The sequence below is a fragment of the Sphingobium fontiphilum genome, from assembly GCF_014196635.1.
Lineage (GTDB): Bacteria > Pseudomonadota > Alphaproteobacteria > Sphingomonadales > Sphingomonadaceae > Sphingobium > Sphingobium fontiphilum.
The window spans coordinates 201962-219434 of record NZ_JACIEB010000004.1; the positions used below are offsets into that span (position 1 = coordinate 201962).

At 65.3% G+C, this 17473-nt stretch carries 21 protein-coding genes; 9 read left to right on the top strand and 12 right to left on the bottom strand.

What is annotated here, in order from left to right:
- Positions 1 to 34: 34 nt before the first annotated feature.
- Positions 35 to 1420 (bottom strand): class II fumarate hydratase, encoded by a 1386-nt coding sequence (gene fumC / locus GGR44_RS10125; protein WP_183955458.1) that lies wholly within the window; start codon positions 1418 to 1420, stop codon positions 35 to 37.
- A 268-nt stretch (positions 1421 to 1688) separates the two neighbouring features.
- Here fumC and GGR44_RS10130 point away from each other — a divergent pair, with 268 nt between their 5' ends.
- Together GGR44_RS10130 and GGR44_RS10135 are read left to right on the top strand one after the other, a co-directional pair.
- Positions 1689 to 1976: a CopG family ribbon-helix-helix protein gene (locus GGR44_RS10130; protein ID WP_183955459.1), complete on the top strand. Its 288-nt coding sequence runs from the start codon at positions 1689 to 1691 to the stop codon at positions 1974 to 1976.
- Entirely contained in the window at positions 1973 to 2287 is a 315-nt protein-coding gene (locus GGR44_RS10135; protein WP_183955460.1) for a type II toxin-antitoxin system mRNA interferase toxin, RelE/StbE family, read from the top strand. Before GGR44_RS10130 ends, GGR44_RS10135 begins: the two co-directional genes overlap by 4 nt.
- Before the next feature lie 280 nt (positions 2288 to 2567).
- On the opposite strand, the gene GGR44_RS10140 is transcribed toward GGR44_RS10135, so the two are convergent.
- Positions 2568 to 3047 (bottom strand): SspB family protein, encoded by a 480-nt coding sequence (locus tag GGR44_RS10140; RefSeq protein WP_183955461.1) that lies wholly within the window; start codon positions 3045 to 3047, stop codon positions 2568 to 2570.
- Between the two features lie 86 nt (positions 3048 to 3133).
- On the opposite strand from GGR44_RS10140, the gene hisB reads away from it, so the two are divergent.
- The 3 genes from hisB to hisA are packed head-to-tail and all read left to right on the top strand — an operon-like array spanning position 3134 to position 5066.
- Positions 3134 to 3721, top strand: a complete 588-nt coding sequence (hisB, locus tag GGR44_RS10145) for an imidazoleglycerol-phosphate dehydratase HisB (protein WP_183955462.1) — start codon at positions 3134 to 3136, stop codon at positions 3719 to 3721.
- Positions 3718 to 4332, top strand: coding sequence for an imidazole glycerol phosphate synthase subunit HisH (gene hisH / locus GGR44_RS10150; RefSeq protein ID WP_183955463.1), 615 nt, complete (start codon positions 3718 to 3720; stop codon positions 4330 to 4332). The genes hisB and hisH overlap by 4 nt, the downstream gene beginning before the upstream one ends.
- Entirely contained in the window at positions 4329 to 5066 is a 738-nt protein-coding gene (hisA, locus tag GGR44_RS10155) for a 1-(5-phosphoribosyl)-5-[(5-phosphoribosylamino)methylideneamino]imidazole-4-carboxamide isomerase (RefSeq protein ID WP_183955464.1), read from the top strand. Before hisH ends, hisA begins: the two co-directional genes overlap by 4 nt.
- A gap of 6 nt (positions 5067 to 5072) precedes the next feature.
- On the opposite strand, the gene GGR44_RS10160 is transcribed toward hisA, so the two are convergent.
- Positions 5073 to 5531 carry a VOC family protein gene (locus tag GGR44_RS10160; protein ID WP_183955465.1) on the bottom strand — a complete coding sequence of 153 codons (459 nt, stop codon included), beginning with the start codon at positions 5529 to 5531 and terminating at the stop codon, positions 5073 to 5075.
- 232 nt (positions 5532 to 5763) lie between these two features.
- On the opposite strand from GGR44_RS10160, the gene GGR44_RS10165 reads away from it, so the two are divergent.
- The 4 genes from GGR44_RS10165 (at position 5764) to GGR44_RS10180 (ending at position 9489) form a co-directional block, all read left to right on the top strand.
- On the top strand, positions 5764 to 6402 hold the full coding sequence (locus tag GGR44_RS10165; RefSeq protein ID WP_183955466.1) for an EF-hand domain-containing protein: 639 nt from the start codon (positions 5764 to 5766) through the stop codon (positions 6400 to 6402).
- A 123-nt stretch (positions 6403 to 6525) separates the two neighbouring features.
- Positions 6526 to 7245: a response regulator gene (locus GGR44_RS10170; protein WP_183955467.1), complete on the top strand. Its 720-nt coding sequence runs from the start codon at positions 6526 to 6528 to the stop codon at positions 7243 to 7245.
- Positions 7242 to 8582 (top strand): ATP-binding protein, encoded by a 1341-nt coding sequence (locus GGR44_RS10175; protein ID WP_183955468.1) that lies wholly within the window; start codon positions 7242 to 7244, stop codon positions 8580 to 8582. The genes GGR44_RS10170 and GGR44_RS10175 overlap by 4 nt, the downstream gene beginning before the upstream one ends.
- Before the next feature lie 523 nt (positions 8583 to 9105).
- Positions 9106 to 9489: a hypothetical protein gene (locus tag GGR44_RS10180; RefSeq protein ID WP_183955469.1), complete on the top strand. Its 384-nt coding sequence runs from the start codon at positions 9106 to 9108 to the stop codon at positions 9487 to 9489.
- Between the two features lie 38 nt (positions 9490 to 9527).
- On the opposite strand, the gene GGR44_RS10185 is transcribed toward GGR44_RS10180, so the two are convergent.
- The 9 genes from GGR44_RS10185 to GGR44_RS10225 all read right to left on the bottom strand — a co-directional run bounded on the left by GGR44_RS10185 (position 9528) and on the right by GGR44_RS10225 (position 17454).
- Positions 9528 to 10580 (bottom strand): flagellar motor protein MotB, encoded by a 1053-nt coding sequence (locus GGR44_RS10185; RefSeq protein WP_183955470.1) that lies wholly within the window; start codon positions 10578 to 10580, stop codon positions 9528 to 9530.
- Between the two features lie 3 nt (positions 10581 to 10583).
- Positions 10584 to 11447 carry a flagellar motor stator protein MotA gene (gene motA, locus GGR44_RS10190; RefSeq protein WP_183955471.1) on the bottom strand — a complete coding sequence of 288 codons (864 nt, stop codon included), beginning with the start codon at positions 11445 to 11447 and terminating at the stop codon, positions 10584 to 10586.
- Between the two features lie 132 nt (positions 11448 to 11579).
- Complete coding sequence (locus GGR44_RS10195) at positions 11580 to 12425, bottom strand: flagellin (protein WP_183955472.1); 846 nt, start codon at positions 12423 to 12425, stop codon at positions 11580 to 11582.
- A 16-nt stretch (positions 12426 to 12441) separates the two neighbouring features.
- A complete protein-coding gene (gene flgK, locus GGR44_RS10200; protein ID WP_183955473.1) occupies positions 12442 to 13776 on the bottom strand; it encodes a flagellar hook-associated protein FlgK in 1335 nt (444 codons plus the stop codon).
- The gene (locus GGR44_RS10205; protein WP_183955474.1) at positions 13773 to 14093 is read right to left on the bottom strand and encodes a rod-binding protein; all 321 of its coding nucleotides are present in this window, start codon (positions 14091 to 14093) and stop codon (positions 13773 to 13775) included. Before GGR44_RS10205 ends, flgK begins: the two co-directional genes overlap by 4 nt.
- Positions 14093 to 15217 carry a flagellar basal body P-ring protein FlgI gene (locus GGR44_RS10210; RefSeq protein WP_183955475.1) on the bottom strand — a complete coding sequence of 375 codons (1125 nt, stop codon included), beginning with the start codon at positions 15215 to 15217 and terminating at the stop codon, positions 14093 to 14095. Before GGR44_RS10210 ends, GGR44_RS10205 begins: the two co-directional genes overlap by 1 nt.
- Entirely contained in the window at positions 15217 to 15897 is a 681-nt protein-coding gene (locus GGR44_RS10215; RefSeq protein ID WP_183955621.1) for a flagellar basal body L-ring protein FlgH, read from the bottom strand. Before GGR44_RS10215 ends, GGR44_RS10210 begins: the two co-directional genes overlap by 1 nt.
- An 8-nt stretch (positions 15898 to 15905) precedes the next feature.
- Positions 15906 to 16694: a flagellar basal-body rod protein FlgG gene (gene flgG, locus GGR44_RS10220; protein ID WP_183955476.1), complete on the bottom strand. Its 789-nt coding sequence runs from the start codon at positions 16692 to 16694 to the stop codon at positions 15906 to 15908.
- A 16-nt stretch (positions 16695 to 16710) separates the two neighbouring features.
- Positions 16711 to 17454 carry a flagellar basal body rod protein FlgF gene (locus GGR44_RS10225; RefSeq protein WP_183955477.1) on the bottom strand — a complete coding sequence of 248 codons (744 nt, stop codon included), beginning with the start codon at positions 17452 to 17454 and terminating at the stop codon, positions 16711 to 16713.
- Between the last annotated feature and the right edge of the window lie 19 nt (positions 17455 to 17473).

Here is a 17473-nt window from a genome sequence, read left to right on the forward strand (position 1 = left end):
CTCCTATACAGCAACGGGTCGAAGCCCGCCACCGTCATACCATGGTTTCGGGCCGCACCAGCGCGTCGAACGTCGCCGCGTCGACCAGCCCCAGCGCCAGCCCCGCCTCGCGCAGCGTCGCGCCGGTGGCGTGGGCGTGCTTGGCGATCTTCGCGGCATTGTCATAACCGATGGCAGGCGCCAGCGCCGTCACCAGCATCAGCGACCGGTCGACCAGTTCGGCGATGCGCGCCTCATTGGCCTCCAGCCCCTCAACGCACCGCTCCGCAAAGCTATCCATGCCCACGCTCAGCAAATGGATGGAGCGCAGCACCGCCGCGCCGATCATCGGCTTGAACACGTTGAGTTCCAGATGCCCCTGCATGCCGCCAGCGGTCACCGCCTGATGATTGCCGATCACCTGGGCGGCGACCATGGTCATCATCTCGCATTGCGTCGGGTTGACCTTGCCCGGCATGATCGAACTGCCCGGTTCGTTGGCGGGCAGGTCCAGCTCGCCCAGCCCCGAACGCGGCCCGCTGCCCAGCAGGCGGATGTCGTTGGCGATCTTGGTGAGCGCGACGGCCAGCGTGGCGAGGGTCGAGGATAGGTGGACGAGCGGATCGTTGGACGCCAGCGCCTCAAACTTATTGTCGGCGGTGCGGAACGGCAGGCCGGTGATGGCGGCGATTTCCGCCGCGACCGCGACATCGAAGCCGTCCGGCGCATTGAGACCCGTGCCGACCGCCGTGCCCCCCTGCGCCAGCGCCATCATGCCGTGCATCACCGCAGGCTCGATCCGCTTGCGGCTGCGATAGACCTGATGGGCATAGCCGGAAAATTCCTGCCCCAGCGTCAGCGGGGTCGCATCCTGCAAATGGGTGCGGCCGATCTTGACGATAGGATCCCACGCCTTTGCCTTGGCGTCCAGCGCGGCATGGAGCCGGTCGAGCGCGGGAAACAGGCCTTTGGTGACCGCCAGAGCCGCCGCGATATGGAGCGCGGTGGGGAAGCTGTCATTGGACGACTGACCAAAGTTCACACCGTCATTGGGATGCACCGGATGCTTGCCGCCACGCATGCCGGTGAGCGCTTCATTGGCGATCCCGGCAATCACTTCATTGACGTTCATATTGGTCTGGGTGCCGCTGCCGGTCTGCCAGATGACGAGGGGGAACTGGTCGTCATGATGGCCAGCCGCCACCGCAGCGGCGGCGGTTTCGATCGCGTCGGCCTGGGTTGCGTCCAACCCATGATGGCGGTTCACTCGCGCGGCGGCCTGTTTCACGATGGCGAGCGCATGGATGATGCCGATGGGCATGCGCTCCATCGCGCCGAACGGAAAATTCTCGATGCTCCGCTGCGTCTGCGCCCCCCAATAGGCGCTGGCGGGCACTTCGATCGCGCCGATGCTGTCGGTTTCGGTGCGGGTTGCGGGCATTGGAGGGCGCCTTTCAGTTAAGAATCGTTCGCAAGTTTGGGGCTGATTTAGGGTGAGAAGAAGGAAATCCAAGGGGTTGTGCGGAGAGCGGTGACCGGGGCGGGCTGGTTGGAGGGGATGGCGTGTGAAACTTCATTAAGTTCGCCCATGTCGCATATGGAGAGTTAGCGCTGGGGGGCAGTGTAGGACAGCGGGAATTACATTAGCCCTTCAAAGCATAAGATGCTCGTGTTACCATGCACATCTTGTGTAACACGGGAGATGCGGCATGGGTGAAGCGACCTTCACGATACGAGTCGATAATGCGTTAAAGAGGGCCTTTGCCGACGCGGCCAAGGCCCATGATCGCACGGGCGCGCAATTGATCCGGGATTTCATGCGGGATTATGTTGCCGGGCAGCGCACCGTTGCCGAGCATGACATCTGGTTTCGCAGTCAGGTTCAGGCAGGCCTGGATTCCGCCAATGCCGGCCATCTTGTATCCGACGATGAGGTTGAGGCCGATGCGCAGGCATGGCGGGACGACCTGCGCCACAGGATGGCCGGTCCGGTGTGAAGCTGCTCTGGACGCTGGACGCGCGTCAGGACCGCAGGGATATTGGCGAGCATATCGCGAAGGAAAATCCGGCGGCCGCCATCATGATGGACGAAATCTTCTCGCAGAGGGCGCGAACTTTGATCGATCACCCTGCGATGGGCCGCCCTGGACGGGTAGTCGATACGCGCGAGTTGACCGTCCATCGCAACTATTTGCTTATCTATGATGTCACCGGAGACAATATACGCATCCTGCGCATACTGCATGCGCGCCGTCAGTGGCCGCCGTCTCAGAAGCTCGCCACGACCGCACAAAGTAGCGATAGCTGAGCCACCAGCAGCCAAAATGGCGTGGCCATGACCCAGCGTCGCTTCAGCCACCAATATAGCGGCAAAGCCAAGAACATGCCCAGCCAGAAGATCAAAGGGAACACAACAGCAGCGAGAGCCAGTGTTCGCAAAAGGGCGGCAGTCCCCCCGGATTGAGACCAGACTGGCGAGAAACCGATGCCGAGTGGCGACATCCACAAGAAGAACGATATCGGCAAGCCAAGCAACGCGGCGACCGTCCAGCGCAGCAGAAACCCTCCCCAATCGCGGGAGGGGGGCATCACTTCTTCTTGCCGAAATCCACCGTCACGACGTTGGAGCCATCTTCGCTGGTCACCTGCGGCGCGTCGTTTTCGGCCTCGTCATGGGGTTCGGGCGCTTCGTCGTCGGCCTGGGCCTGGAATTGCAGCGCGAAATTGACCGCCGGGTCGACGAAGGCGGTGATCGCGGCGAAGGGGATGGTCAGCAGCGCGGCGACCTGATTGAAGGTCAGGCTGACCTGAAACTGGTCGTCGCTGACCTTCAAGTCCCAGAATTTATTCTGCAGCACGATCGTCATTTCGTCGGGAAAACGCTCGATCAGGCGCCGGGGGATGTCGACGCCCGCCGCCTGAGTCTTGAACGTGATGTAGAAATGGTGGCTGCCCGGCAGGCCGCCGGTCCGCTCCACTTCGCCCAATACCCGGCCGACCACAGCGCGCAGGGCCTCCTGCACGATTTCGTCATAGGGAATCAGGCTGTCGGGCAGGTCGTCGCTCATGACGCCCTGTCCTAACGCGGCGATGCGGCGGGTCAAGTGCGCGGGGCGCATTGCATGGCGCGCGCGACACGTTATAGGGCGCAGCCATGCGCAAGGCTGAAATCCACCGCAACACCGCGGAAACGCGGATCGACGTTACCGTCAATCTGGACGGCGCGGGGCATTATGCCGTGTCGACCGGCATCGGCTTTCTCGATCATATGATCGAACAATTGTCGCGCCATTCGCTGATCGACATGGATGTGAAGACGGTGGGCGACCTTCATGTCGACCAGCATCACACGACCGAGGATACCGCCATCGCCATTGGCGAAGCCGTGGCCAAGGCGCTGGGCGACAAGCGCGGCATCAGCCGTTACGGCACCGCCTATGCCCCGATGGACGAGACGCTGACCCGCGTGTCGCTCGACATTTCGGGCCGTCCCTGGCTGGTGTTCAAGGCGCCCTTCACGGTCGCGCGGCTGGGCGAATGGGATACCGAGCTGATCGAACACTGGTTCCACAGCTTCGCGCAGGCGGCGGGCATCACCCTGCATGTCGAAAATCTCTATGGCGGCAACAACCACCATATCGTCGAAAGCTGTTTCAAGGGGCTGGCCCGCGCGCTGCGCCAGGCGGTGGAGATCGACCCGCGCAAGGCCGACGCGATCCCGTCGACCAAGGGGATGCTGTGACCACCGCGCTCATCGATTATGGCGCGGGCAATCTTCATTCGGTCCATAATGCGCTGAACAGGGCGGGGGCGACCGACGCGCGCATCACCGCCGATCCCGATGTCGTGCGCGCCGCCGACCGCATCGTGCTGCCGGGCGTGGGGGCGTTTCGCGCCTGTCGCGACGCGCTGGTCGCGATCCCCGGCATGGTGGAGGCGATGAACGAGGCGGTGGGCGCGCGCGGCGTCCCCTTCCTCGGCGTGTGCGTCGGGATGCAGTTGCTGGCCGACGCGGGCGAGGAGTTTGGCCGCCATCAGGGGCTGGGCTGGATTCCCGGCACGGTGCGGCTGATCGAACCGGCCGACCCGGCGGTCAAGGTGCCGCATATGGGGTGGAACGATGTCCGCCTGATCGGCGCGCCGCCGCTGCTGGAGCCGGGCGAGGCCTATTTTCTGCACAGCTATCATTTTGTCGCCGACGACGAAGCCCATGTCGCGGCGGTGACCGACCATGGCGGGCCGCTGGTCGCCGCGGTCGCCCGCGACACCATCATCGGTTGCCAGTTTCACCCGGAAAAGAGCCAGGGCTATGGCCTTTCCTTCCTGTCCCGTTTTCTGGAGTGGCGTCCATGAGCCTGATCGTCTTTCCCGCCATCGACCTGAAAGGCGGCCAGGTCGTCCGTCTGGCCGAAGGCGACATGAACCGCGCCACCGTCTATGGCGACGATCCCGCCGCCCAGGCGCTGCTCTTCGCCGACGCGGGCGCGCAGCATCTGCATGTCGTCGATCTGGACGGCAGCTTTGCGGGCCATGCGGTCAATGCCGCAGCGGTGGAAGCCATCGTCGCCGCCTTTCCCGGCCATGTTCAACTGGGCGGCGGCATACGCAACCGGGAAGCGGTGGAACGCTGGTTCGACCTGGGCGTGTCGCGCATCGTCATCGGCACGGCGGCGCTCAAGGATCCCACCTTCGTCAAGGCGGCGGCGCGCGACTTTCCCGGCGGCATCGTCGTCGCGGTCGATGCGCGCGACGGTTTCGTCGCGACCGACGGCTGGGCGGAAAAATCCGACATGCCCGTCGTCGACCTCGCCCGCCGGTTCGAGGATGCGGGCGTCGCCAGCCTGCTCTTCACCGATGTCGGTCGCGACGGGCTGCTCAAGGGCTGCAATATCGACGCGACCGTCGACCTCGCCCGCGCCACCGCGATCCCCGTGATCGCCAGCGGCGGCGTGGCGGGCATCGCCGACATTCGCATCCTCAGCCTGCACGCGGACGAGGGCATCGAAGGCGTCATCACCGGCCGCGCGCTTTACGACGGCCGTCTCGACCTTCGGGCCGCGCTGGCGGTGGCGCGGGCGGCGGCCTGAACGGCGTCAGCCGGCCATCCATTCGTCGATGGCGGGCTTGAGGTCCATCAACACCAGTTCGATCAGCATGCCGCCCATCGGCGCTTCCAGATAGGCGATCATGCCATAGCCGTCCTGCGGCGCGGCGTTGGCAGCGCGCACGGTCCAGCCCTGCGCCACCAGCGCGTCGGCTTCGGCGCGCAGGTCGTCGACCCACAGGCCGATATGGCGGGCGTCGGGCGCACGGCGCGGGTCATAGAAACCGCCGGTGCCCTGCACGATTTCCATCGCGACCGGAGACCCCACCGAATAGGTCGCGCGCACGCGCACTTCATGGCTTCCCTCTTCGGGCGTCCAGAAGGGCAGCGGGTCGAACTCCCGGATCGGCGCCCAGCGGAGGCCCAGCGACGCGCCGACGCTGGCGCAGGCGGCGTCGATGTCGGCCACGGCCATGCCGGTGTGATAGATGCGCGAAAGGTTGATCATGCAGCGGCTCCTCATCCCGTTTGGCGATCCTTTTAGGCGCTTGCGGCGGATCAGGCGACCTGACGACTCTGGCAGGTGTGGAATGCATGGGGCGCTATTGGCGAATACAATTTGCGACAAAAACAGGCCCGTTGTGACATAAAGTCGGGACAGTCATGGCGGAAAAGGCCCTCATGGACAGGGCGACGGGCCTTGTCTCCCCTGGATGAGACCCCGAAAGGACAAACGGATCATGTTGCGCAAATTTTTCATGACGGTGGCGGTCGGTTCGCTGGCGGTCGGCGGTCTGGCCGCCACCCACCTCGCCTTCGCCCAGCCCGAAGGCCCCGGCGGCATGCGCGGCGGCCCGATGGCGATGGCCGACGCGAACAAGGACGGCAATCTGACCAAGGCGGAACTGACCGCCGCGCTCGACGCCCGCTTCAAGACGATGGACGCGAACGGCGATGGCAAAGTGACGAAGGAAGAACGCGCGGCGATGCGCCAGGCGCGTTTCGACGAACGCTTCGCCAAGATGGACGGCGACGGCAATGGCCAGATCAGCAAGGCGGAATTTGCCGCCGCGCATGAAGCCCGCATGGGCGGACGCGGTCCGCAAGCCGATGGCCAGCACGGCCCCGGCCACAGGATGCGCGGCCATCGCGGCCATGGCGGTCCGATGATGGGCATGATGGGCGGTCGCGCCGACGCCGACAAGGACGGCGTGCTGACCCGCGCCGAATTCATGGCCGGGCCGGTGGCCATGTTCGACAAGGCCGACGCGAACAAGGACGGCGCCGTCACCGCCGATGAACGCAAGGCCGCGTTCGAAGCGATGCGCGGCGCGGCCAAGGACCGTCGCGGCCCGCCCCCGCCGCCCGCGCAGAACTGATGGCGGCGGGCGGGATGCGGCGCGCGCCCCCTTGCGTCGCATCGCCGTCCGCAGCGGGAAAGGGCGAAGGCCAACACCGCCTTCGCCCTTTCCACCCATTCCAACCCGTGACATGAGACAGGCATGAGCGAACGCCCCCATTTGCTGCTGGTCGACGATGAACGGTCGATCCGCGAACCGCTGGCCCAATATCTCTCCCGCAACGGCTTTCGCGTGACGGCGGTCGACAATGCGGCGGAGGCGCGGTTGCGGCTGAAGGCGAACGCCATCGACCTGGTCGTGCTCGACATCATGATGCCGGGCGAGGACGGGCTGTCGCTGTGCCGCCATATCCGCGAAACCAGCGAGATTCCGGTGATCCTGCTGACGGCGAAGTCGGAAGAGACCGACCGTATCGTCGGGCTTGAGATGGGCGCCGACGATTATGTGCTCAAACCCTTTTCCCCGCGCGAACTGGTCGCCCGGATCAAGGTGATCTTTCGCCGGGTCGCGACCGGCGGCCAGCGGGTGACCGCGCCCGATGGCGCGACATACGCCTTTGCCGACTGGCTGCTGAAGACGCAGGAGCGCACGCTGGTGGACAGCGAGGGCGTGTCGCTGCCGCTGTCGACCGCCGAATATAACCTCATGCTCGCCTTCGCCACGCGGCCCAACCAGGTGCTGAGCCGCGACCAGTTGCTCGACATCACCCAGGGGCGGGAGGCCAACGCCTTCGACCGGGCGATCGACAACCAGATCAGCCGCCTGCGCAAGAAGATCGAGCCGGACCCGAAAAACCCGACCCTTATCAAGACCGTCTGGGGCGGCGGCTACACCTTGTCCGCTGACGTGCGCAAGCTGTGACATTGCCGCGCCCCCTTCCCCGAACGCTGGTCGGACAGGTGATCCTGCTGGTCGCGCTGGCCCTGTTCGTGGCGCAGGCGATCAATTTCGCGCTGCTGCTGCAGGAACGCAATCGCCTGCAACTCACCGGCCAGACCGCGCCCGCCGTCTATCGCATCGTCGATGCGCTGGATGCGCGCGGCGAGCGGGAGGACGAACCGCGTCGCGCACGCTTTGTCGAGGGCGCGCCGACTCTGGAGGGAGAGGAGCGGCCCGACATCGCCCGCCGAGCGACGACGATGTTCAGCGACATCGGCCTCGCCATCCATAGCGTTCGCGCGGTCGAGCATCGGCGCGTCCTGCCGCTGCGGCGGTGGGAAAAAATCCGTATGCGCGCCACCGGAACCCATGAAAACCCGCGGCGCGGCGGTTCCATCATGCTCGCCGCCGAATATGAAAAAGGCCGATGGGTCATCGCCGAAGCGCGGCTGGCCGGGCCGCCGCCGCGTTTTGGCGGCTGGCTGATCGGGCAGACGCTGATCCTCTATATCATCGTCCTGCTGCCCCTGCTGTGGGTCGGGCGTCGGCTCGCGCGGCCGTTGCGGCAACTGACCGGCGCGGCGCGGCAGTTCGCGCGCACGGGCGCGGCCGACCCGGTCGACGAAGGCGGGCCGGGCGATGTGCGCGACCTGACCACCGCGTTCAACGCCATGCGCGCGCGGATCATCGCCATGCTGGATGAAAAGGACAGGATGCTGGGCGCCATCGGCCATGACCTGCGCACGCCGCTCGCCTCGCTGCGGGTCCGCGCCGAATCGGTGGAGGATGAGGGCGAGCGCACGCGCATGTCGCAAACCATCGACGAAATGAACCGGATGCTGGAGGACATATTGTCGCTCGCCCGCGCCGGGCGCAGCACGGAGGAGCCGCAGAAGGTCGACCTTGCCTCGCTCGCCGACGCGGTGGTGGAGGATTTCGTCGAACTGGGATCGCCCGTCGACATGGCCGACAGCGACCGGGCGGTGGCGCTCGTCCGCCCGCAGCAGATTCGCCGGGCGCTGCGCAACCTCATCGAAAACGCCATCGTCTATGGCGACCGCGCCCATGTGACGGTGGCGCGCGAGGGCGACATGATCCGCCTGACGGTGGCCGACGAAGGGCCGGGCATAGCCGAGGACCGGATGGACGAGATGCTGGAGCCCTTCACCCGGATGGAAGGATCACGCAACCGCGAAACCGGCGGCGCGGGCCTTGGCCTGGCGCTGGTCCGCGCGATCATGGCCGAACATCATGGCCAGTTGCGCCTCGCCAACCGCCCCGAAGGCGGGCTGGAGGCCAGTCTGGTCCTGCCGGGCTGATCATGGGCCGACGTTCGTTCTATCCGGTGGGGAGGGATAGGCGGGGCATCCGCCAGCGATCAGAACCGGTCGATCACCAGCGCAACGGTCGATCCCAGAACCGGCATCTCTCCATCGTCATCCCGGACTTGATCCGGGATCCATTTGCGCAACGGTCACGATCCTGCGAAAAGTTGAGCCAATGGATCCTGACTTTCGTCAGGATGACGGCAGGAGCGATATGGCGGGTAGCGAACAAGGTAAGTCATTCCTTCTCCCTTGGAGGGAGAAGGATATGGAGCCTTACCGCGCAGCGGTCAGGCGGAGCTGGATGAGGGGGTCCGACGCTGGTCGTGCGCGATTGCAGGAGGTCATCACACCCTCACCCAGCTACGACTAGGCTGCAAGCAGCCAAGTCTGCGCAGCCCTCTCCCTCAGGGAGAGGGGTAGGAGGGGGCGTCCGCCAACGACGATTTGCAGTCGTCCATAGTTACCGAAGCCAAGCCCGATAGCCGACCTCGCAAAGATCTGCTAAGGATGCGGCATGGCCAAAACCAACTATTTGGGTATGACGTTGAACGAACGCTTGTTTACAGCGGGTATCCTTGATGAGTTCGATGCAGCAATCGACGATAATAATAGGGCGAGGGTCGTCGAACTACTCGGCTCAGTTGAGGTCGACAATCCTCACGGAATAGCCGACAGCCTACTTGGTTCAGGCTATGTATGTTGGTTTTGTGGCGAAGGAATCGAGCAACATGGTCGTCAGGCGTTAGCGATTGGTCTTAGCGATCTCTGGTCCGATCAATGTGACGAGCCGCCGACACAAATAATCTACGCCCATTTCGACTGCGCGCAAAAGCGCATGGGGGGATCGTCAATGGCTTTGGAGCAAGTCGTTTTGTTTCCGCCTGCTCCCGAAACCTGACGGTCGTCAATCCACCCCTTCTCGTCACCCCGCCCTGCTCAATGCTTGCCCGGCTTGTTTTCCGTGCCTGGCGCGGTCGGGTTCATCAGCTTGACGCCTTGCGGCAGGGCGGTGCCGCCCATGTCCAGCCGGGTCGCCTGCGCCTTGGCCAGCCGCATGGGATCGTCGCGCTCGGCGACCGCCGCCCTGGTTTCCTCGTCCAGCCCGTCGTCCTCGGCGTCCTTCGCGCCGTTGCGGCTCCACGCCAGGATGATCGACATGCGCCGGTTGCGCGGGTCATAGGCGTCGCCCTTGATATAGGGGTCGCGGTCGGCGACGCCCTCGATCCGGGCAAAGCGTTCGTTGCCGATGCCGCTCTCGCTCAGCGCCTTGCGGGTCGCTTCGGCGCGGGCGGATGACAGCATCCAGTTGTTCATGGTCCGCCCATTGGCATAGGGCAGGCCGTCGGTATGGCCGCGCACGATGACGTCGTTGGGCATCGTCTCCAATACCTGCGCCACTTCGCCGATCAGCGTGCGGGCGGCGGGCAACAGCCGGTCGGTGGCCATGGCGAACATGGCGAAATCCGCCTCGTCGATCAGGTCGATGCGCAGCCCCTCGCGGGTTTCGGTGAAGCGCACATTCTTGCGCAGCTTGCCCATGCCGCGGCGGTTCATCCGCGCTTCCAGTTCCTTCTTGATCGATTCGAACTTGGCGCGGTCGGCGGCTTTCATGTTCTTGCCACCCTGTTCCTTGGTGCCGCTGGCGTCGCGCGGGATGGTGATGGACAAATTGCCCTGACCCCCGGTGGTCGGATAATTTTCCTTGCCCATGATGCTGTCGCCGCCCAGCAGGCCGGTCGATCCGGCGGAGGCGGCCTTCAACTCGACCAGCGTCGGCGTGAAATAGTCGGCCAGCGCCTTGCGCTGTTTCTCGGTCGTCGCGCCCAGCAGCCACATCAGCAGGAAGAACGCCATCATCGCCGTCACGAAGTCGGCATAGGCGACCTTCCACGCGCCGCCATGATGGCCGCCATGGCCTTCGACGATGATCTTCTTGACGATGATCGGCCGGGGTTCCGGCTCGTTCGCCCCGCGTTTCTTCTCCGCCATGGCTTATTTGCCCCGCATGCCGTCGAACACTTCGGCAAAGGCCGGCTGGTTGGCGTGGGTCAGGCTGGAGCGCGCGGCTTCGATCACCAAGGGCTGCGGATGGCCATGGAGCGATGCGACGATGATCTGCTTGACCACATGGTACATCGCCCCGTCCGCCTCGATCACGCTGCGGCAGCGATTGGCGAAGGGATTGACCATGCCATAGGCGAGCAGCACGCCCAGAAAGGTGCCGACCAGCGCCGAACCGATCATCGCGCCCAAAATGGCGGGCGGCTGGTCGATGGAGCCCATGGTCTTCACCACGCCCAGCACCGCCGCGACGATGCCCAAAGCGGGCAATGCGTCGGCCAGCCCCTGAAGATTGTCGGCGGGTTTGAGCGCCTCGTGATGATGGGTCTTCAGGCTGTTGTCCATCACCTCTTCCACCGCATGCGGATCGAGCGTGCCGGAGGAGACGACGACCAGGCGCAGCGTGTCGCTGATCAGGTGGATCAGCGTCTTGTCCTTCATCAGGCGCGGATATTCGCTGAAGATGGTGGAGCTGCCCGGATCCTCGATATGGGGTTCGAGCGCCACCGGCCCTTCGACGCGCAGCGTCTTCATCAGCTTGCTGACGAGGAAGATGCAGTCGAGGAAATCCTGTTTCTTGTAGGCCGGCCCCTTGAACACCTTGCCCAGGCCGCCGCCGAGCGCCTTGAGGTCCGCGCCGCTGTTGCCGATGATGAGCGCGCCGACCGCGGCGCCGCCGATGATCAGCATTTCATGGGGCAGGGCGTGGAGCACCGGGCCGATGTCGCCGCCGGTGAAGATGAAGCCGCCGAACACCATGACGATGAGGACGACAAGACCGATGACTGCGAACATGCTGATCCCCGAATGCGCGGGTTCGCGGACGAACCCCTGATAATGGAGGGCGCCGTCGCCGGACGGAGCCATTCCCTCTTAAATACGGACTGGTTAGCGCGGGGTTTAGGACGAAGCGCTTTTTTGCGGGGTTCAGCCGATCAGGTCGAACAGGGTCTGCTTGGTGATGCGGGCAAAGGCCGATTGCGCCGCTTCCAGTTGCAACAGCTTGGCCGACACATCCGAAATCACCTTGGTCAGATCGGTCGATTCGAGGGACGCCCGCCGTTCGGTCAGGTCAAGATCAACGTCGGTCAGCCGCTCCCCGATCGTCTCCAGCCGGTCGCCGCGCACGCCCTGTTTCGCCTGTTCGACGACGACATGGCTGATCGCCGACTGGATCGAGTCGACCGCGCCCGCAACGGTGGCGTCGTCGCCGCTCTGGACGGCGGCGAGCACGCTGGTGAAGATATCGTCCATGGTCATCGCCGCGCCGTTGACGTCAATGCCTTCCGACACATCCTGGCGCGTGCCGACCACGGCCAGATTGAGGCCGCGGCTGACCGGCACCAATGTGCTGGTCCCATCGTCGAACACGGGCGTGCCCTGATAATCCTTTTCGTTGAGCAATTCGGTGATCGTCGTGTGGATGGTGTTCATTTCCTCGACGATGGCCGCGCGGCTGGTGTCGTTCAGCGATCCGTTGCGCGCGGAAATGGCCAGATCCTGCGCGCGCGTCAGCAGGTTGGTGATTTCACCCAGATTGGATTCGGCATTGCCCGCACGCGCCTTGCCATAGGCGATATTGGTCTGCCATGCGGCCTGCTGCGCCTGGGCGCGGCCGACATCGGACACCTGGACCCAGGCCAGCGAATTGTCCGACGGCTTGGTCAGGCTGATGCCGGTCGACACCGCCGTCTGCCCCGCGACAATCTGTTGCGAAAGCTGCTGCTGTCGCCGGATTTCGGTGGCCATGGTCTTGGCGGTGATCCCTACCATCGGTCAGTTCCTATCTTCAAATGATCCGCAGGATCGAATCGATCGTTTCCTTGGCGATCTGCAACACCTTGGCGCTGGCGGAATAGGCCTGTTGCACGCGCAGCAGGTCGGCCGCCTCCATATCGAGGTCGACGCCGCTCACCGCCTCGCGTGCGGCGACGGCCTGATCGGTCCGCTCCAGCGCGGTCGTATATTCCAGTTTCACCGCGCCCAGCAGGTTGGCGTGGGTGGCGATCAACGCCGTCCAGCCGTCCTCGACGCTGCCATTGCCGCGCAAAACGGAATAGGCGGTCAGCAGATTGCCGTTGAGCGTGCCGTCGGCCGATCGGGTGGCGAGGTCCGCCGGATCGGTGATGAGCGCCGCCATGGTCGCGGCCGACCCGCCATAGCTGAGCAGCGCGCCGCCCGCCGTTCCCGCATCGGTCAGCCCCTGAGCGTGCCAGGCGTTGACATCGGTCACAAATTGTTCGGCCAGGCTGTCGAGGCTGGCGCGTCGGGCCGAAACCGTCTGCGCCGCCGAAAACAGGCCGCCCAACTGGCCGCTGGCCGGGGCCGTCAGTGGCCCCGCCGCGTTCGACAATGCCAGCGTTCCATCCGCACTGGCGGTCATCGTCAGGCTGGAGCTGGTCGTCCCGCGCACCAGATCCTGCCCGGCATAGCTGACGATGGCCGTGCCGTTGGCGCCAAAGCCGATGTCGACGTTGAGCGTTTCGGACATGGATTGCAGGGCGGCGTCGCGGCTGTCGAGCAACTGGGCATAGGCGGACGTGCCCGGCGATGCGCGCAGCAGGCTGCCGTTGATGTCGGCCAGCGCCGCCATGGTGTGGTTCAGCGTGCTGACCGTGTCGGTCGCTTCGTCGGCGATGCCGTCGGAAATCTCCGAAAGGTCGCGGGCCGTGCGCTGGAACGCCTCGGCGACGCGGTTGATGCTGTCCAGCGTGGTGACGCGCAGCGATGTGTCATTGGGGCTGGCGGCCAGCCTTTCGATCTGGCCATACATGCCGCTCATCAACTGGCCGATGCCGGTCGCAGTGTCGTTCATCGCCGTTTCGGTGTCGGACAGCCAGCGCTGGCGCGCGTCGGCGCTGGCGAGCCCCTGTGCCGTTAGCCGCACCGCCGCGTCGAGATAGGGGTCGGCCGCCCGGTCGATGCTGCGCGCCTCGACCCCGCCGAAATTGGCGCGCGCGACATACAGCGCCATGGTCTGGCTCGACGCGCCGGATTCGGCCATCGTCACCGACCGCCGGGCATAGCCTTCGGTGCTGGCGTTGGCGATATTTTCCGCAATCGCCGCCATCGACGTGCGATAGGCCCGGCTGGCCGACGCGCCGATGATGAACAGGTCGCTCATGCGGCCTTATCCGTGTCGGTCGTTGCCGTGGCCGGTTTGGTCAGGGTTGCGCCGAACTGCTGCAACAACAGGTCGGCGATGCCCAGGCTGCCCGATGTCGCAAGCGACTGCGCCGTCTGGGCGTCGGCCATGTCGCGGAACTGCTCGGTCGCGCTCGAATCGGCGATGCCTTCGGCGAGACTGGCCGATCGCATGGCGCCGATCATCTGGCGCACGAAAATCGCCTCGAAAGCCTGCGCCGCCTGCTTGAGCGCGGCTTTGTCCCGCCCGCTGCCGGGTGTGGCCTGCGCGGTCGGGAAGGATGAGGAAATCTGCATTACAGCACCACCAGTTCCGCTTTCATCGCGCCAGCCTGTTTCAGCGCTTCCAATATGGCGACCATGTCGGCCGGCGATGCGCCGATGGCGTTGACCGCTTTGACTATATCGGTCAGCGACGCCCCGCCTTTAAAATTTATCAACGGTTTCTTTTCCTCGGTCACCTGGATGGCGCTCGACTGTTCGACCGCCGTCTCGCCGCGAGAGAAAGGCGCGGGCTGCACGACGCGCGGGCTTTCGTTGACGCTGACGGTCAATTTGCCATGGGCGACGGCGGCCGGATGGATGCGCACCGCGCCGTTGATGACGACGGTGCCGGTACGGGCGTTGACGATGACCTTCGCCGGGGCGTCGGCAGGGGCGACCTCGATATTCTCGATCATGCCCATCATCAAAATGCGCTGTTCGGCGCCCGGTTCGGCGTCGATGGCGACCGAAACGGCGTCCATCGCGCGGGCGCGGCGGTCGCCGAAGGTGCGGTTGATGCCGTCCGCCACGCGCAGCGCGGTGGTCAGGTCCGCTTCGGCGAGGTTGAAGGTCAGCGTCGGCGCGGTGTCGAAACCGGTGGCGACCGCGCGTTCCACGGTCGCGCCGCCCGGAATGCGTCCGGCAGACGGAATGTTGACCGACACCTGGCTGCCGTCCGCGCCGGATACGCCGAGGCCCCCGACGGCCAGATTGCCCTGCGCCATGCCGTAAATCTCGTTGTCCGCGCCGCGTAGGGCGGTCAGGATCAGCGTGCCGCCGCGCAGCGACTTGGCCTTGCCCAGCGCCGACACGGTGACGTCCAGCCGTTGACCCGGCTTGGCGAAGGCCGGCAGGTCGGCGGTGACCAGCACGGCCGCGGCATTTTTGAGCGCGGGATTGACGCCCTGCGGCAGGGTCAGGCCAAAGCGCGACACCATGCCCTTCATACCCTGCGTCGCATAATCCAGACTATCGTCGCCCGTGCCCGCGAGGCCGACGACGATGCCATAGCCGGTCAACTGGTTGGGGCGCACGCCCTGGAACGTGCCCAGATCCTTGATCCGTTCGGCATGGGCCGGGGCGGCGAACAGGGTCAGCAGCGCCAGGGACGACAGCAACAGGCGGAGCAGGCGGGTCATGGCTTTTCCGGTCTCCATCAGAAGGGGCTGACCATCGAGAAGAAGCGTTGCAACCAGCCCTGACGGCTGGCGCGGGCGATTTCGCCCTTGCCGGTATAGATGATCTTGGCGTCGGCCACGCGGGTGGAGGCGATGCGGTTGTCCGGGCTGATGTCGGCCTGACGGACAAGGCCGCTGATCTGAATGAACTCGTCGCCGCGATTGAGCGTCAGCGCCTTTTCGCCCTTCACCAGCATCGTGCCGTTGGGATAGACCGCCGCGATGGTGACCGTGATCTCGCCCGACAGGGCGTTGGACTGGGTCGCCCCGCCCTTGCCGGTGAAGCCGTTCTGGCCGCCCATGGCGACATCGCTTGCTGAAAACAGCTTCGAAAGGATGCCGGTGCTTGGCGGAGTCAGGCCGATATTGCCATTGCGGCTGGTGTCGGCGCTGTTGGTTTTGGTCGCCTGCGTCTTTTCGACCAGCACGATGGTGATGATGTCGCCCACGCTGGTGGCGCGCGCGCCGCTGGTCAGCGGGGTATAGCCCATCGACGCCTGGAAAATGGAGCCGTTGGCGGGCGGCGCCGGCGGCTGGGCGACCACGGTCGGCGCATAGAAATCGCGTTCGACCTCGCGCTTCTTCTTGCGCGCATCGGCGGGCGAGGCGGCGAGCGCGATCAGCGAGGCGGCGATCAGCAAGGCGGAAACGGGGCGCATCATCCGGCTCACAGTTGCTGGTTCACATATTGCAGCATTTCGTCGGTGGCCTTGATCATCTTGCTGCTCACCTCATAGGCGCGCTGCGTTTCGATCATGTCGACCAGTTCCTCGACGACATTGACGTTGGATGTTTCCAGCGCCCCCGAACGGATGACGCCGCGCCCCTCAAGGCCGGCGACCCCGGTCAGCGGGGTGCCCGACGCGGCCGTTTCGACCAGCAGGTTGCCGCCAACGGGTTGCAGGCCCGACGGGTTCATGAAGCTGGCGAGTTCGATCTGGCCGAGCTGCGACGGTTCCGATTCGCCCTGAAGCGTCGCGGACACCGTGCCGTCATTGCCGATGGAGATGCTGGTCGCGCCCTGCGGCACGGTGATCTGCGGGATCAGCGGCAGGCCGTCGCTGTTCACGACCGTGCCTTCGGCGGTAACGGAGAAATTGCCCGCGCGGGTATAGGCGATGGAGCCATCGGCCTGCTGCACCTGGAAATAGCCCGATCCCTCGATCGCCATGTCCAGCGCGTTGCCGGTGTCCTTCAGCGTGCCCTGCGTGTTGAGCTTGCTGGTGCCCTGCAACGCGACGCCCGACCCCAGGTTGAGGCCGGTGGCGAACTTGTTCTGCGAATCCGAATTGGCGCCCGCCGCGATCATCTGCTGATAGGCGAGCGTTTCGAAATCGGCGCGATCCTTCTTGAACCCGGTCGTGTTGACGTTGGCCAGGTTGTTGGCGATCACGCGCATCTTGGTGTTCTGCGCGTCGAGGCCGGTGCGGGCGACGTGAAGGGCGGCGTTGCTCATGGCTTACAAGTCTCCATTAGGCGTCGAGGCGCATCAAAGACGCGCCGCCGTCGTCAATCTGCTTGGCGGTGTCGATCAGCTTGACCTGGGTTTCAAATGCGCGGCTGGCTTCGATCATCTGCACCAGCGCGGCGGTGGCGTTGACGTTGGACCCTTCCAGCGCGCCCGCTGTCACGGTCGCGAGCGGATCCTGCGGCAAGGCGCCGCCGTTGGTTTCGCGGAACAGGCCGTCGGTGCTTTTCGCGATGGACGATCCCACCGGGCTGACGAGCTTCAGCCCGTCGACCCGCTGCGGATTGGCCGCGTCGCCGCCCTGCGGCACGATCCAGATGCCGCCGTCCTGCGCAATGGTCACGCTGTCGGCCGGGGGCAGGGTGATGGGGCCGCCTTCGCCCAGCACGGGCAGGCCGTCGCCGGTGGTCAGCAAGCCGCTGTCCGTCAGCTTCAGGTCGCCGCGCCGCGTATAGGCTTCCGACCCGTCGGCGGCCTGCACGGCGAGCAGCGCGTCGCCGTTCATCGCCACGTCCAGCATATTGCCGGTCTGCGTGACCGCACCCGCCTGCATGTCGGCCGCGATCACCTGTTCCGACGCCTGGGCGCGGGTGTTGAAGGTGTCGCCCTGGATCCAGCGCGTCTCGGCATTGGCGATTTCGGAACGAAAGCCGACAGTGTTGACGTTCGCGAGGTTGTTCGCGATCGACGCCTGCCGGGCCATCGCGCCGCGCATCGCGGTGAGTGCCGTGTTGACGAGCCGGTCCATGGGCTATCCCTCTTTCGCC

What these genes read in the sequence shown, in the direction of transcription:
- flgK (WP_183955473.1), bottom strand. Translation starts at nt 13,776, where the DNA reads ATGAGCGACCTGTTCATCATCGGCGCGTCGGCCAGCCGGGCCTATCGC.
- fumC (WP_183955458.1), bottom strand. Translation starts at nt 1,420, where the DNA reads ATGCCCGCAACCCGCACCGAAACCGACAGCATCGGCGCGATCGAAGTG.
- GGR44_RS10225 (WP_183955477.1), bottom strand. Translation starts at nt 17,454, where the DNA reads ATGGACCGGCTCGTCAACACGGCACTCACCGCGATGCGCGGCGCGATG.
- GGR44_RS10160 (WP_183955465.1), bottom strand. Translation starts at nt 5,531, where the DNA reads ATGATCAACCTTTCGCGCATCTATCACACCGGCATGGCCGTGGCCGAC.
- hisB (WP_183955462.1), top strand. Translation starts at nt 3,134, where the DNA reads ATGCGCAAGGCTGAAATCCACCGCAACACCGCGGAAACGCGGATCGAC.
- GGR44_RS10185 (WP_183955470.1), bottom strand. Translation starts at nt 10,580, where the DNA reads ATGGCGGAGAAGAAACGCGGGGCGAACGAGCCGGAACCCCGGCCGATC.
- GGR44_RS10130 (WP_183955459.1), top strand. Translation starts at nt 1,689, where the DNA reads ATGGGTGAAGCGACCTTCACGATACGAGTCGATAATGCGTTAAAGAGG.
- hisA (WP_183955464.1), top strand. Translation starts at nt 4,329, where the DNA reads ATGAGCCTGATCGTCTTTCCCGCCATCGACCTGAAAGGCGGCCAGGTC.
- GGR44_RS10180 (WP_183955469.1), top strand. Translation starts at nt 9,106, where the DNA reads ATGGCCAAAACCAACTATTTGGGTATGACGTTGAACGAACGCTTGTTT.
- motA (WP_183955471.1), bottom strand. Translation starts at nt 11,447, where the DNA reads ATGTTCGCAGTCATCGGTCTTGTCGTCCTCATCGTCATGGTGTTCGGC.
- GGR44_RS10210 (WP_183955475.1), bottom strand. Translation starts at nt 15,217, where the DNA reads ATGGAGACCGGAAAAGCCATGACCCGCCTGCTCCGCCTGTTGCTGTCG.
- GGR44_RS10170 (WP_183955467.1), top strand. Translation starts at nt 6,526, where the DNA reads ATGAGCGAACGCCCCCATTTGCTGCTGGTCGACGATGAACGGTCGATC.
- GGR44_RS10205 (WP_183955474.1), bottom strand. Translation starts at nt 14,093, where the DNA reads ATGCAGATTTCCTCATCCTTCCCGACCGCGCAGGCCACACCCGGCAGC.
- GGR44_RS10165 (WP_183955466.1), top strand. Translation starts at nt 5,764, where the DNA reads ATGTTGCGCAAATTTTTCATGACGGTGGCGGTCGGTTCGCTGGCGGTC.
- GGR44_RS10140 (WP_183955461.1), bottom strand. Translation starts at nt 3,047, where the DNA reads ATGAGCGACGACCTGCCCGACAGCCTGATTCCCTATGACGAAATCGTG.
- flgG (WP_183955476.1), bottom strand. Translation starts at nt 16,694, where the DNA reads ATGAGCAACGCCGCCCTTCACGTCGCCCGCACCGGCCTCGACGCGCAG.
- GGR44_RS10215 (WP_183955621.1), bottom strand. Translation starts at nt 15,897, where the DNA reads ATGCGCCCCGTTTCCGCCTTGCTGATCGCCGCCTCGCTGATCGCGCTC.
- GGR44_RS10195 (WP_183955472.1), bottom strand. Translation starts at nt 12,425, where the DNA reads ATGGTAGGGATCACCGCCAAGACCATGGCCACCGAAATCCGGCGACAG.